Below are 14841 nucleotides of genomic sequence, written 5' to 3' on the forward strand. Positions count from 1 at the left end.
AAGGAAAGTCAAGAGCGGGGAGCAGGCTAGTCCGGGAGGCGGCGCCCTTTGGTTTCAGGAGCAAATAACAAAACTACGAGTCCAATCAAATAGATAAGTGCAACGGTACTAGCGGCACGACCAAAGGTACCAAGCGTCGTCACCAACCACCCGGTCAGGAACGGTGAGGCCGATGCCAGGACCCGCCCGGCGTTAAAGCAGAAGCCTGCTCCAGTGGCTCGCAACCGTGTCGGGTAGAGCTCGGGCAGATAGATCGGGAACCCACTGAAGATCCCATTATTAAAGAATCCCAAGATCGGCAGGAGCATCAGGACACCGACATAACTGGTCGGGGTCAGGTAGGTGACCGGCAACATGATGAAGCTGCCCAGACACATGAAGGCAAACACCGGACGCCGACCAAATCGATCAGCCAATGGACCGAATCCGAGATAACCGAAGATTGCCCCGGCGTTCAACGCCATGATGGCGTAGCTGACGGACTTGGTCAGCGTTGCCGAATCCTGTCCTTTCAAATCAGGAAGCTCACGAATCAGGGTGGGCGCCCAGTTCGTTGAGCCCCATAGTCCGAAGACCGCCACAAACGCCAAGGCAGAACCAACCAACGTCGCACGCCGCAAATCACCATGAAAGATGGCCGTCACGGGGATGGGCTGTTTCTCATGTTCATGCGTCCAGCGTTCTGGTTCCTTGACCCACCAGCGGACCAGCAGCGCTACGAATGCGGGAAGGACTCCAATCAGAAACAAGCCTCGCCATCCATAGGCTTCCTTCAAGGTGAGATTGATGGTGGCTGCTAGAAAAAATCCGACCGCCCAAGCCGATTGAAGGATGCCTGCCGCTTTAGCCCGCTTCTCTTCCGGCCAGGTTTCGGCCACGATCGCGGCACCGGCCGCCCACTCACCACCGATGCCGAGCGCGGTGAGAAATCTGGCGATTGCCAGGTGCCACCAGGTCTCCGTCAAGGCTGCGGCTCCGGTGAACACAGCATAGATGATGATCGTGGCGATCAGAACTTTTGTCCGGCCGAATCGATCGGCCATGATCCCGAACGAAATCCCGCCGATCGCCCAGCCGATAAGAAAAATAGAAAAGATGATGCCCCCATACCAACCGATGTGTTCGGTGGTCGGTGGGCCACTTGCTGTGTGCAGCAGATCGTGCAAGGCGGGATGTAAGACGATGGCGTAGATCGTGGCATCCATGGCATCGAAGACCCACCCAAGCCAAGCCACAAAAAGCACCAACCACTGATAGGGGGTGACACCAGACCGCCAGGATCGCTCCGTCACAGGTACTCCTTGCTGCTTTGATGCGACGGTACTTCAGTCTGGAGCGTTGAGCATTGAGGACTGCAGGGAGAGGACTGCGTATCGACCGTCTCTCTCTTCACGCTTCACGTTTCACGAACAACGCCTCACGGCTCTCTGACGCATGATCAATGCCGGTTGACACCATAGCGTGCAAGGCTAAAGCGCTTCTCCGCTGCTGTCAAGGTGAAGCGACCGACCCTCCGTGCTATAGTCTTTCGCATGGCGCGAATGAATTACTATCAGATACTCGGCGTCTCACGCGACGCCTCGGACGAAGACATCAAGAAGGCCTATCGCAAACTGGTCTTTGCGCACCATCCAGATCGTAACCCTGAGAAGACGGACTCGGAAGCGCGCATCAGAGAAATCAACGTCGCCTATGAGATCGTCGGAGACCCGGAGAAGCGCAAGAGCTACGACCGACTATCCTGGGGAGATGAGCCACGGGCAACCTCGGTTGATCCAGACCTCATCCTGAACGAGATCGAACAGAAGTTGTTCGATGAGGGACGAAAGGAAGTCTTCTCGATCTTGATGCAACACGTCGCGCGTGTGAAGGATGAACTCATGATCATTCGTGAACGAACCATTCAGGTCCAGGGATACGATTCATTCTTTGAACCGGTCGTTCACGCACGAGCCACGGAAATCATGGGCGACTTGGTGACTGACGACATGGAGAGACGAAAACACCGCCTCGTCGAGGTGGCCACAGACATGCTGCTATCACAGGGAGTTGCGAAGCGTGGCGACGAACGTGGAATTCGATCACTCAGATCTCGACTTGAAGAGAGTTTTCAGAAAGGGCGTCTCCAGGGTGTGGGGTCGGCCCTCGAGCTGTTTTATGAACGGCGCTAGGCGTGAGAAAGCGGGCCGGATACGAATCGCCCGCCACGCATCACTCCTACAATCTTGGCGCGGTCTCTCAGCACGTCGATTCCCTGCAGTGGGTTCCCTCGCAGGACAAGAAGATCAGCCTCCTTCCCTCTCGTCAGGGTTCCAACCATGTCCTGGACTCCGATCAATCGAGCTGCCGTGGCCGTCGATGCGACAATCGCTTCCATGGGCGTCATACCGAACGCCACCATGCGTTCCAACTCCTGTGCGTTGTCCCCATGATAGTTGAATGGTGTGCCGGCATCGGTCCCCATCGCAATGGAGATGCCGCTCCGATGCGCATATTTGAAGCTATTCTTGTGGCGCTTAGTCATGGCCTTGGCTTTCTCCAGCGCACTTTCCGGAATGCCGCAGCTCGGTCGACAGGCCGCGGTCGTGGCCAAGGCTGAGAGGGTCGGGACCATATAGACACCGTACCGTTTCATGAGTGCACCGGCCTCCTCATCCAACAGTGTGGCGTGCTCGATCGAACGCACACCGGCAAGAATCGCATTCCGCATGCCTGCAACGCCGTGCGCATGGGCTGCCACTTTTTTCTCCGCATGCCGCGCGGCGTCGACGGCTGCGGACAATTCCTCCATCGTCATTTGGGCCGCATCCGGAGATGTACCGGGTGTGAGCACTCCTCCTGAGGCAATGACTTTGATGACTCCGGCGCCGGCAGCAATCTGGTCCTTGACGGCCTGTCGGACGTGCTCCGTCCCTTCCACTTCTCGACCGATGAACCGCGCGTGCCCACCGATCATGCAGATGGCGAGACCCGCGCCGATGATGCGCGGACCCGGCACAAGCCCCGCATCAACGGCCTGTTTGAGGGCAAAAATCGAATGGTCACGAGCCCCAACGTCCCGTACCGTGGTGAAGCCGGCATCCAGCGTAGCCTTTGCATGGCTGGCTGATTTGAGCAGGGTCAGCGACGGATGTTCCGATTCTAAGGCTGCCACGACATCCGCCTCACCTCCCAAACAGAGGTGAACATGACAGTCGATCAGACCAGGGAGAATCGTGAGGCCACGCCCATTGATGCGTACGGTCTCCTTAGGAATCACCAGGGTCTTACTGGGGCCGACGGCGGTGATTTTCGAACCTCTTACTACGATCGTGGCGTGTTCATGAACGGCTCCGGTCCCGTCGATTAGGCGTGCATGATGAATCGCAATCGTCACGATATTACCGCCCTCGACTATAGGTAGAGGCCGCAGCCTGTAGCGCGATCCCGGGAATCGCAATCCACCCGTTTTGGATCCCGATCTCTTCCAGCGCGTTCAACAGCGTCAGCACGTTGGCTTCCGTAGACGATTCCCCCATCAGTCCGATCCTCCAGACTTTTCCCTTGAGATGGCCTAAGCCTCCTCCGATCTCAATGCCGAACCGTTCAAGGAGTTGAGACCGGACGGCCCCCTCGTCGATTGATGCAGGAACCGTCACGCACAGCAATGTTGGAAGCCGATACTCAACCGGAGGTACCGGGTCGAACCCAAGCGCCAGCAGTCCTGCCGTCAAGGCTCGGCTGTTGAGCTGATGCCGCGCAAAGCGGGGAGGGAGTCCTTCTTCTGCGATGATCCGCAAGGATTCGCGAAGAGCATACAACATTGAGATCGGCGCCGTGTGATGATAGGCCCGGTTGTGCTCCGTCCAATAGTCTGCAATCAGGGACAAGTCAAAATACCAACTTTGGCAGGGAGTCCGACGACTGCGGACTACCGAAAGCGCACGGTCATTCACCGTGAGTGGGGCCAGACCAGGAGGGCAGCTCAGACATTTTTGTGTGGCGCTATAACAGACATCGATCCCCCATCCATCGACGTCAACCGGCAGACCTCCCAGCGATGTCACGGCATCGACGATCAGCAACGCGTCATGCGCGCGACAGATCGCACTGATGGGTTCGATGGGCTGCCGGGCACCGGTGGAGGTTTCCGCATGGACGAGTGCGACGGCCTTGACCGGACCCGATCTTCTGAGCCTCTCTTCGATCAGATCCGGCTCAATAATCTGTCCCCAAGGCACCTCAATCCGTATCGCCTTTCCTCCGCATCGTTCAACGATCGTCGCGAGTCGAGTGCCGAACACACCGTTGACCCCCACAAGCACCGCATCGCCCGGTTCGACGATATTGACGACAGCCGCCTCCATACCGGCGGATCCTGTACCGGACACGGCGATCGTTAATCTGTTCGCGGTCGAGAAGAGTCGACGGAGGCGTGTTTGCACGTCGTTCATCACAGCGAGAAAGGTCTGGTCCAGGTGTCCGACGAGCGAGGTCGCCATGGCCTGCAAGACCCGAGGATGCACGTTGCTGGGACCAGGTCCCAACAGCAACCGTCGTGGTGCACAAAATTCGTCCATCGTGCAAAGGCTCCTGGAGTGTCGCCTGGTGAGTATAGCCAACTTCATCAGGCAAGGCTACGCAAGAAATCTTCGTCCGGCTTGGTCGGTAGCCACTTCGAGGGGGATTAAGAGTCGATGATGCCTGTGATATAGTCGGCTCCCCATGAGAGAACAAGCCCTGTCGATCGGACAATTGCAACGCGCCCCGCAGGTTGATCGCCCGACAGGTTCTTCCCATCCTCTATCACCGTTTAATTCCCCATGGTCGGTCTTAGTGAGCGTCGTATGTGCCTGTGCGCTGGTGACCGCGCTCGGGAGTGTCGTCTGGTTCTCAATCACGGCCCCCAAACTCGATCGCGTTGAAGAGCCGGATCGCGCACTAGAGCTGATGGTCGGTCGCATGATGGAGGCCCAAGAAGGGCTCGGCCGATCGCCGGAATGGCAGCAATGGCTCGCGGAGTGGACCATGGGCGACCAGAGGGAAGCCTATGAGCAAGGCATTCAATGGTACCGCGAACTCGTGGCCACAACGGATGATCCACGCTCAAAACTGCGATTGGCGATCTTACTGGGTGAATCAAGCCGACAAGATGAGGCTGTCGCCGAGGCAGCGGGATGGCTGAATCAGGGTCTGTTTACGGGACTGTTTGAACAACTCATTGTCGGCGCCTATGGTTCCCAACCGCTGACGTCCGCTCAAGAAGTCGATCTACAAGCTGCCCTCGCGGAAGCCATGCCCAGCGGATGGTTTTACAATCAGCTGTCTGCCCGGTTAGCCCAACGAGGAGGGGACCACGCACGACTCGCGATCGTTGAAGAACAGAATGCTGGTAAAGCCGACCACGTTCAGCAGGGGATTCGTCCCTTGCTCGTGACGGAAGTGATCTGCCTGTTGATCGGATCGGTCATGTTGCTGGGCATTGTGCGCTTGCAGGGACAACGAGTCGATATCTTACGCGTCCATCTCCCAGGTGTTCCACCGCCGTGGTCCGGACGTATCGCCATGGCCGTCATCCTCCGTGGCGGTACGTTGGGGGTTCTCACAACCGTCGCGTTTCTGTCCGTTCCATCGTTTGAACAATCGGTATTGAGCGCCTTCGTCATTCCCTTGGCGAATATCCCGCTACTCATCCTGGCCTACGTGCACTTGCTCAAGCCGGCCGGTCTGACCTTCTGGAACGGCTTCGGCTTGCGTATGAAAAACGCCAATCCCGGCCGACTGGCTTGCATCATTGTCGCCGTGATCGCAGCCGGACTCTGGGGAGAATGGGTCCTTGGTCGAACTGCCGAACTTTTCGATCTGAGCAATCACTGGACAGAATGGTTCGACCCAAACCTTGTGTGGGCCTCAGCGCCCAAGCTCACCGTGAGTTTGTTGGAATACGTCGTCTTTGCACCGATCTGTGAGGAAATAGCGTTTCGTGGACTGCTCTACGCCACGCTTCGACGACGGCTCGCATTCTTTCCCGCTGCGATCATCAGCACCAGCATCTTCGCCCTCGCACACGGCTACAGTCTCGTCGGGTTCATCAGCGTGTTTTGGAGCGGATTTCTGTGGGCCTGGATCTACGAGCGGACCGGGAGCCTGATTCCAGGCATGGTCGCGCATGCGATGAATAACTTGCTGGTGTGCCTTACCGTGATGGCTCTGCTTGGTTGAGCGAATGTTTCTGTATCGCGGCAAGGGCCTCAAATACATCCGTATGCCGCAGACCTACCCGATCCGACTCCAACAGCTCACATAGCTTCCGGTTCGACAGCCGTTTCCCGCCTGGCTTCTGTTCACCCGCGACAGAGGATCCGATATTCCAACGTCGCTCAACCTCTTCGCAGATCTCACTCCACGTTCTCGGAGTCCCATCGCTGACGGTATAGACCTCACCGGATCGACCATGCCTCAGCGCGGCAAGACAGACGGCGCTCAGATCTTCAACATGAATGAGGTTCACATACTTCCGTGAACGGTTCACCCGTCCCCTCTTAATCCACTCGATCGGATTGCGACCTGGACCGTAGATCCCTGCCACTCGCAAGACAATGGCACCATAAGTCGTTCGCAAGAGTTCTTCACTCTGTACTCGAGGTATGGTCAGATCAATAGACGCCGATTCGTCGATCCAGGGTGGAGGATAGAGCGTTGTGGCGTCCTCTTGGTAGGCGGAGGTGCTCCCAAGGATGACCACTCGGCGGGCACCCAGCAACGCATGATCGGCAAATCGGCGCACCACCTCAATCGGCACCGCCGGAAAACACCACACGACATCCGTTGCCGTCGGAATCGATGCCCAGGTATCGGATCGTGCCAGATCGAAGGTGATCCGTTGATCAGGACGCAGATGGCTGAGATGGTGTTCGGGATCTCGACTGGTCGCACAGACACGAGGGTACCGACGCTCCGCAAGCGGGTGAAGAACCTTCGCTGTATAGCCTGCCCCCAGAATCGTGAGTGATTGGTGCAACGCGTATCCCATTTGGACAACGAGGGGTGCAGTGTGCCAGGTTGAAGGGATCTGAGTCTAATGAATTTCGTCATGGTGTTGCCGTGCAGAGTGACGTCTTTCACTCCACAGTGGCCATGAGTTGTGAGGACGCACATCGGGAAATCTCCGTCGGTGCTCCGTTGTCACTGCGCAATGAGAATGGTATAAGTCAGAGAACGGTGGGTACAAGGAAGAATGCGTAGCCGATTATTCGCGAATCGATCGAGACTTGCGTGGATCATACCATTCGTGTTTCTCGCGCCAGGCTGCGGTGAGGAGGGCGGGGGAGGCGGGTTGGGTGGCGGTATCCCGATTGGGGGCGGGGACCCGACGGCGGCAACCGTGTATGTCACCAACAGCGGTTCCGACACGATCTCAGCGTATACGGTCAACGGGACAACCGGTGGGCTATCGGCCGTTGCCGGATCGCCTGTGGCCAATGTGTCGACCCCATCGGCCATCGCCGTCTCACCGAACGGGTTTTTTGCCTTCGCCACGAATAGTCAGACCAACACGGTCACGTCATTCAGAATCGGCACCGATGGCGGGTTACTGCTGGCGTCCGGAACGGCGACCAGTCCCAATCCAGCCTCAGTCGGGACTGCTCCAAGTGCGGTCGTCATTTCCAGCAAGACGGAGTTCCTCTATGTCGCCAATCGAGGTTCCGACAGTGTGACGGCCTTTACGATCGGGGCCACCGGCATCCTGACGCTTGTCCCGCCGGAAGCGGGAACACCCAATCCTGTTGCGGCTGGAGGCTCAGCGCCTGTCTCGCTCATTCGCTCCGCCACCGATCGGTTTCTTTACGTGGCCAATAGCGCCGACAACACCGTGTCGGTCTTTCAGATCGAAACGAGTGGATTGTTGAAGCTGGTCCCGCCGACAGGGTCGCTCAGGAATCCGGTCGCGGTCGGCGGCAACGCACCGAGCGCACTCGCACTCTCCTCGACCGGAGAGTTTCTGTATGTGGCCAATCGCGCGTCGAATACCGTCAGCGTCTTTCAGGTCGAAACCAGCGGACTCCTCACACTGGTGCCTCCGGTCGGGTCTGGAACGAATCCCATGTCCGTGGGAGGGACCGGTCCGATAGGAATCGCCGTCGCTCCGGATGGGCAAGTGCTGTACACCGCGAACGACGGAGGAACCGTGTCGGCCTTGACGAGTGGAAGTAATGGGCTGCTCACACTCGTGCCTTCTTCGGGAAGTTCATTGAATCCGATTCAGGCAGGGAGCAATCCCTCAGCCATTACGCTCTCGCAGGATGGACAGTTCTTGTACGTGGCGAATCAAGGAGGAGGGGTGTCGGCCTACACCGTTGTTTCCGGAACGGGCACCCTGGTCCCCTTGCCGGTGCTCCTGGGAAATCCCTTTCCGACCGGAACCGCACCGTCCGGAATTGCCATGCAGAGGCAGCTCTAACGAACAGGCTGCCATCGGCAACGTCCGACAGATCAACTCGCCAGACGATGTCTCACGCGTTCCGTCGTGGTCGAGGCTTCCTCGGAGAGTCGATCCCTCAGAAGGTGCTGGAGATGGGTGGCCGGAACCGGCTTGCTGAAAAGGTATCCTTGATAGGCCGCACACCCTTGCATGCGGAGAAAGGCGAGCTGATCTCGCGTTTCCACTCCCTCCGCCACGATATGAAGATTGAGGGCACGCCCCATCCCAATGATGGCCCGCATGATGGGGGAATCGACCTTGCCGAGCTTCAAATCCTTGACGAACGCTTGATCGATCTTGATCGTATCGATGGGAAATCGCTGAAGATAGGCGAGTGAGGAATAGCCCGTGCCGAAATCATCGATCGCCAATCGAAACCCCGATTCTTTCAGCTCCTTCAACGTGGCCGCTGTCGACGGCGCATCCGTCATCAAGACGCTTTCGGTCAACTCCAGCTCGATATCCTGCGGGTTTCCGCCCTCGGCAAAGACCAGCCCTTTTATGTGACTGGCGATATTCCGTTGCCTGAAATGCAGACCGGACAGATTGATCGAGACATCGGTCGGCGCCAACCCTTTCTTGTGCCAGATACGCTGCTGTTGCGTCACGCTCTGAATGACCCATTCACTCATCTCAACGATCAACTCTTCCTCTTCTGCGACGGGGATGAACTCGGCCGGAGCAATCAACCCACGGGTCGGATGCTGCCATCGAATCAAGGCTTCGAATCCGATGACCTTCTCCGAAAGAATGTCCACTTGCGGCTGATAGTGAAGCACGAACTGATTGCCGGCGATCGCGGCTCGCAAGTCTTGCTCAAGGTTGACACGAGCGGCGATCCACGCATTCATGGCATCCGAGTAGAACTGGTAGCAATTATGTCCTTTGGTTTTTGCCGACTGGAGCGCGGTCGCGGCATGACGGAGCACCTGCTCGGCATCCGTCCCGTCGGTTCCTGGTATCGCAATCCCAATATTGGCGGAGAGGGTCAGGCTGCTCGTCCCGACTTGAAACGGATGATTGAGCACATCAAGAAAATGCTGCGCGACCCTGGCGGAATCTTCAGCTTCGGCCAGATTCGATAAGAACGCAGCGAACTGACCATCAGCGAGGCGTGCCAAGACCGGCGTGTCCGTCCCGGCATGTTGCGCGATCATCGTACCGACGGAGAGAGACTGTTGAAGACGCTCCGTCACATCCTTGATGATCTGGTCTCCGCTGCGAGATCCATGCATATCGCAGATGCGATGGTAGCGATCCAAACTCAGGACCAAGACGGCGCCGATCACGCTTTTACCCGCTCCACAGGTGATGGCTTGGGCGACACGATGGAGAAACAGGCTGCGATTGGGAAGATGGGTCACATTGTCATAATTGGCGAGAAAGTAAATCTTTGCGTCCGCTGCGCGTTTGTCCGTCACATCTTGGACCGTTCCCACCATACGCGGCGCCGTACCCGTCTCATCAATCATGGGCTCGCCGACCAGATGTACGATACGCTCGGAACCATCGCGCTGAACGATGCGATGGTCGAGATCGAATCCCGACTCATCGACAGCTCCCTCGCGCATGGATTCGGCCACCAATGCGCGATCGGCCTCATGCACACAGTCAAGATAGGCCGCCTGGGAATGGCCACACGCCTCCGGCTCGATACCGAGAATGCGACATGCCGCATCAGACATCTCCATACGTTGTCGGGAGACGTCCCATTCCCACCCACCCAATTGCGCGATTCGCTGGGCTTGGGCAAGCCGAGATTCGCTGCTACGCAGCGCGCTCAGGTTCTGGTTGGCCCGCAACATGTACCGCACGCGCTGGCTGAGGATGAGTCCGTGACAAGGCTTCACGATGAAGTCGGTCGCACCCATCTGGTACGCCTGGGCGATCGAATCGACATCGTCGGATCCCGTCATGATGAGAATCGGCACGAATTCCCCTCTCGGCAATTGACGGATCCGTTGGCACGCGACAAACCCGTCCATGCCGGGCATCTGCAAGTCCAGGATCACGATGTCCGGCATCGTCGTGGCGGCGAACTCGATGGCGGCTTGACCGGACTCCGCCTCTTCGACGCGGAGATCCTCCTGTTCCAAGCTCATCCGCGACAACATGCGAAACGTCGCATCATCATCGACAATCAGTGCGAGGGGAAGTGGCGAGTGAGTGGGGGAGGTCATGCCGCTCTCCTCTCGAGTTCGGATTGAAAGATTTGGCTCGCATGGTCGAATGCCGCGTCGAGCTGCCCTAACAACGGTTCAGCTTCTGCCAGCTGCCCTTGGCGACTGGCATCCTCAAACTGTCGGCACAACTTGGACAACGTCACTGCGCCAAGTACCGAGCTTCTGGACTTCAGACTATGCGCGGCTTGGTTCACGGCTTGTGCATCACCGGCCCGCATTCCTTCTTGCAGGCGGGTGACGAGGTCGCGAGAGTCCAGGAGATACAGCGACAGAATTTTGGCCAGCGCATCTTCTTTGCCGGGCCGTTGCAGACTCGTAATCGACTTCCAGGCCTTCTGATCGACGACGAGCGATTTTTCCGAGACCGGCGCAGAGGCCGATGCAACGGGAACTGAGTCGGTTGTCGAAACCAGGCTGAGAGCGGGGGCGTTATGTGTTGCCGGGGCGGTGCTGGGATGCAGCCAGCAGGACAACAGGGTCTGCAGCTGCTCCATTGAGAATGGTTTCGACAAGTAATCACTCATCCCGATGGCCAGGCAATGTTCACGATCGCCCGGGGACGCATGGGCCGTCAGGGCGATGATCGGCACGGGCGTCCGCGATTCCGTCTGCTCCCATTCGCGGATCAAGCGGGTCGCCTCAAAGCCATCCATCTCCGGCATCTGACAATCCATCAGAATAAGGTCGATGGAAGCTGTCTTGGCCTGGGTGAGGACCTCACGTCCGTTCTGGGCGAGGGTCACGGTGCATCCCAATGTCTCGAGCATCAGCTGGGCGATCTCCTGGTTCACCGGGTTGTCCTCCCCAAGGAGGACGTGCCCGGAGAAAGTCGGGGCGGCCGGTCCCGGAGACGCATGAAGCGAGGCGACCGGTGCATCGCCGACCAGGTTGACCAGCGCTTGATGCAGGCCAAGGTACCGCAGGGGCTTGGTGATGACATGCATCTGAGCGCTCGTGGCATCCTGCTCGACGTCCGCGCTCTTGATGAAGGACACCATGCGTAGAATCTTGGTCGCGGCATACGTCGCGTCTGATCGCAAGGCTTGCAGTAATTCCGTCTCGGTCATATCAGTACACGTTTCATCGACGAGCGCCACGACCGGCCCACGGTCGGTCGCAAGCTCGGTCATGACCTGCTCAAGAAACTCTGCACCGGTGCCGGCTATCCGCGAGGGAATCCTCCACTGCGACAGATACCGGGTCAGCACCCGACCGGTCGCAGGATGACCGCTCGCAGCACAGACACGCACGCCGGCCAGCGAAGGATCGGGCTGCATCCCGGCCATCGCTCCCTCCTGAAGCGGCAGGGGGAGGATCACCCAGAAGGTGCTGCCTTGACCCATCACGCTGTCCACTCCAATGGTCCCACCCATCAATCCGCTCAGTTGTTTGCAGATGCTGAGGCCGAGACCGGTCCCACCATGCACGCGCGTCGAAGACCCATCTACCTGGGAAAACGACTGGAAGAGTTTCGCTTGTCCCTCGGCACTGATGCCGGATCCGGTATCCGTCACCGCGAGCTTCATCCTCGGAACGATATCCTGGGCGGACGGAGATGCGTCGACTGTGACCGCCACGCTCACATCGCCTTCCTGGGTGAATTTGATGGCGTTGCCCAGTAGATTGGTCACGATCTGTCTGATGCGAATGGGATCACCCATGACGGCGGTCGGAGCTGCCGGGTCGTAGTCTGCCAGGATGTGCAGGCCTTTCCGCTGTGCTCGCTCCGCCAGCTGCTCGACGGTTCGTTCGACAATGTCCCGCAGATCGATCGGAACGGATTGGATCTCCAGCTTCCCGGCCTCGATTTTCGAGAAATCGAGAATGTCGTTGATCAACGTCAGCAGGGTGTCACCGGAGTGGTGGATCGTCTCCACATAATGTCGCTGGGTCTCGGATAGGGGCGTGCGCGCAAGAATCTCGGTCATCCCGATCACGCCGTTCATCGGCGTCCTGATTTCATGACTCATGTTCGCCAAGAATTCCGCCTTGGCCTTGGTGGCATCCTCTGCCGCCAGCTTGGCGATGGCGAGCGCTTCTTCGGACTCACGACGCCGCGCCGCTTCGAGGACCAGCGTCATGAAATTGGCCAGCGCTTGAGCAAACTGTTGTTCATCCGGCGCCCAGTCGCGCGAGGACCCGACATGCTCGATCGTGACGACCCCGGTCAGCTTCCCCTGCATCTGAAACGGGGCATCGATCCGTGCCCCGACCTGATGAGGCGCAAGGATGTCGGCAACCAGCTCACCATAAGCCGACTCTTGTGGCGCCTGCGCCGCAGCAAACAGCTTCCCGTCGTTCAACATGGAGACGTAGCGAGGGTACTGCGAGCGAGACAATTTTCCACCAAACGTGTGTCGATCGGGTGTTCGTTCGTACCTGTCGAGGCAGTAGAGCGACTGCGTCTGTTCCTCAAAGATCCAGACACTGATCAGTTCGACTGCAAGGGCTTGCGCGGCAAGGGAGGTCAGCTGCCTCGCGGTAATGGGAAGCGATCCTTCGAACACCGTGCGGTCCTGGACAAGCGCCAGCGTCGCACTTTGCTGATGCCGGAGCCGTTCTTCCTTCGTCTCCAACGACCGATTGGCGGTCTGGAGGACGGTGGCGCGCTCTTCGGCCTGCTGCCGCGCATCGACGGCGCCGACTAACTCGATCTGTGCCTGCACCTGCGCTTTGATCGCTCGGCTGTTCGCAAGCGCCACAGCCACTTGGTCGGCTAATCGTCGCGCGTGGGCCAGATCATCGGCAGGTGGTTTGGTTTTCTGTCGATAGCCGAGGACCAACGCTCCCGTCACCGTGTCTGCCACGATGATCGGGAAGATGGCAAAGAGCGCAAGGTCCGGCCGAAGCATGGCCGCCAGATAGGACGGACTCGCAGTCGTCTTCACGAGCATGTGGTCGGGGTGAGCCTGCAGCGCCGTGAGATGCTCATCCGTCAATTGACACTGATACGTTTTCAGTTCGTCTGCCTGACTACTGAGAAACCGCACGGAAAGCTCGTTGGGCCCCGTATCGTCGGGTCCACAAGGAACATACCGATGGCATCGCACGTGATGGTTTCAGTGATACGCGACTGGACGATTCTCACCATGGCCGCCGGTTCATGGCTGGAGAGAATGGCCTGACCGATGGCCGAGATCGTTTCCAACATGTGGAACTGCTGGCTCAGCTTCCCGGTCATGCTGTTGAATGAACTTGCCAGCTCCTCGAATTCATCGTGGCTGGTGACCGTCACACGAGTGGAGAAATCGCCGTCGGCCAGGCGAGCGGTGCCGTCTTGAAGGATCGCCACAGGATGCAAACTGCGCCGAATCTGCGCCAGACTAAGCAGCACCACGGCACTCAAGGCAGACGCAATGACGAGCAAAAACGTATGGCGGAATTGTTCGACCGGAGCCAGTGCCGACTGCCGGTTTTGGCTCAGAACAATCACCCATGGTTCCATGAAGAAGGTGTGGCGGAGCGGCATGGACCAGGCTCCGGCGACATACTCTTCACTGCCTTTGTGCCACATGGCCCCTTCGCCCATCGGATCCCCACTGTCGTGCCGACGAAAATCGGGGAGGGTGACCGGCTGCGAGAACGTGGAGTAGATGGCCTGTCGTGCCCCGTCTTCGACGATCAGGTCCGTATTCCCCGGGAGCGTTTCTTTGACCTGCGTGCTCCACAAGGCCGTTTCATCAATGTGCGCAGACAGCAGGCCGGCTTCCCAGCGATCTGGATTGATGACACGAAGGAGGGTGAGTTGTGGAAGGTGCTCCGAAGAAGGGTGAATCTCCAGTAACGCTTTGCCTTCTCGCAGATGCGCAACCTGTGCGGCGGAGAGGCCATGTCGATCAGACGCCGACACAGCCAGAAGACGAATTTCTTGGAATCGTCGCCCAAGCTCCTTCACGGACGCAGTGATGGTCACATCCTCCGTGACGGTTCCGTCGTGCGGCAGTTCGGCCGCGAGGCGGTCCAGATCAGCCGCCAAGGTCAGGAGGTGGCTGTAGAGCACCATCCCTTGAGACTTGCTCTCTTGCTTGAGTCGAGCCGAGGTTTGCACGATGAGCTGTTCTGTGACCTGGCGGTACGAGACCCAGCCGAGAATCGAGGTGGGGACAAGGGCGGAGAGGACGAAGAGTCCGAGAATGCGGCGTCCAATACGGCTCTGGAAGAGCGATTGAGAAAACGAGGTCTGCATGGTCACACGAG

General features: G+C 58.4%; 10 protein-coding genes. 3 read left to right on the forward strand and 7 right to left on the reverse strand.

The features are described from left to right. Nucleotides 1-26: 26 nt before the first annotated feature. The gene (locus tag IPM58_04095) at nt 27-1205 is read right to left on the reverse strand and encodes an MFS transporter (GenBank protein ID MBK9306271.1); all 1179 of its coding nucleotides are present in this window, start codon (nt 1203-1205) and stop codon (nt 27-29) included. 327 nt (nt 1206-1532) lie between these two features. Between IPM58_04095 and IPM58_04100 the strand changes: the two genes are divergently transcribed. Then, the gene (locus tag IPM58_04100; protein ID MBK9306272.1) at nt 1533-2171 is read left to right on the forward strand and encodes a J domain-containing protein; all 639 of its coding nucleotides are present in this window, start codon (nt 1533-1535) and stop codon (nt 2169-2171) included. On the opposite strand, the gene IPM58_04105 is transcribed toward IPM58_04100, so the two are convergent. Beyond that, the gene (locus IPM58_04105) at nt 2168-3376 is read right to left on the reverse strand and encodes an amidohydrolase family protein (protein MBK9306273.1); all 1209 of its coding nucleotides are present in this window, start codon (nt 3374-3376) and stop codon (nt 2168-2170) included. The genes IPM58_04100 and IPM58_04105 overlap by 4 nt on opposite strands. Nucleotides 3377-3380: 4 nt before the next feature. Then, a complete protein-coding gene (locus IPM58_04110) occupies nt 3381-4559 on the reverse strand; it encodes an alanine--glyoxylate aminotransferase family protein (protein MBK9306274.1) in 1179 nt (392 codons plus the stop codon). 145 nt (nt 4560-4704) lie between these two features. Here IPM58_04110 and IPM58_04115 point away from each other — a divergent pair, with 145 nt between their 5' ends. Continuing rightward, nucleotides 4705-6201 (forward strand): CPBP family intramembrane metalloprotease, encoded by a 1497-nt coding sequence (locus IPM58_04115; GenBank protein ID MBK9306275.1) that lies wholly within the window; start codon nt 4705-4707, stop codon nt 6199-6201. Here the strand turns inward: IPM58_04115 and IPM58_04120 are convergent. Continuing rightward, complete coding sequence (locus IPM58_04120) at nt 6176-7012, reverse strand: hypothetical protein (protein MBK9306276.1); 837 nt, start codon at nt 7010-7012, stop codon at nt 6176-6178. The genes IPM58_04115 and IPM58_04120 overlap by 26 nt on opposite strands. Nucleotides 7013-7216: 204 nt before the next feature. On the opposite strand from IPM58_04120, the gene IPM58_04125 reads away from it, so the two are divergent. Then, nucleotides 7217-8440 carry a beta-propeller fold lactonase family protein gene (locus tag IPM58_04125; GenBank protein ID MBK9306277.1) on the forward strand — a complete coding sequence of 408 codons (1224 nt, stop codon included), beginning with the start codon at nt 7217-7219 and terminating at the stop codon, nt 8438-8440. Between the two features lie 32 nt (nt 8441-8472). On the opposite strand, the gene IPM58_04130 is transcribed toward IPM58_04125, so the two are convergent. From IPM58_04130 to IPM58_04140, 3 genes are read right to left on the reverse strand one after another with little or no spacing between them, the layout of a single operon-like run. Next, entirely contained in the window at nt 8473-10641 is a 2169-nt protein-coding gene (locus IPM58_04130) for an EAL domain-containing protein (GenBank protein MBK9306278.1), read from the reverse strand. Then, a complete protein-coding gene (locus IPM58_04135; GenBank protein ID MBK9306279.1) occupies nt 10638-13634 on the reverse strand; it encodes a response regulator in 2997 nt (998 codons plus the stop codon). The genes IPM58_04130 and IPM58_04135 overlap by 4 nt, the downstream gene beginning before the upstream one ends. After that, a complete protein-coding gene (locus IPM58_04140) occupies nt 13601-14836 on the reverse strand; it encodes a HAMP domain-containing protein (protein ID MBK9306280.1) in 1236 nt (411 codons plus the stop codon). The genes IPM58_04135 and IPM58_04140 overlap by 34 nt, the downstream gene beginning before the upstream one ends. Nucleotides 14837-14841: the final 5 nt, after the last annotated feature.

The sequence above is a fragment of the Nitrospira sp. genome, from assembly GCA_016715825.1.
Taxonomy (GTDB): Bacteria; Nitrospirota; Nitrospiria; order Nitrospirales; family Nitrospiraceae; genus Nitrospira_D.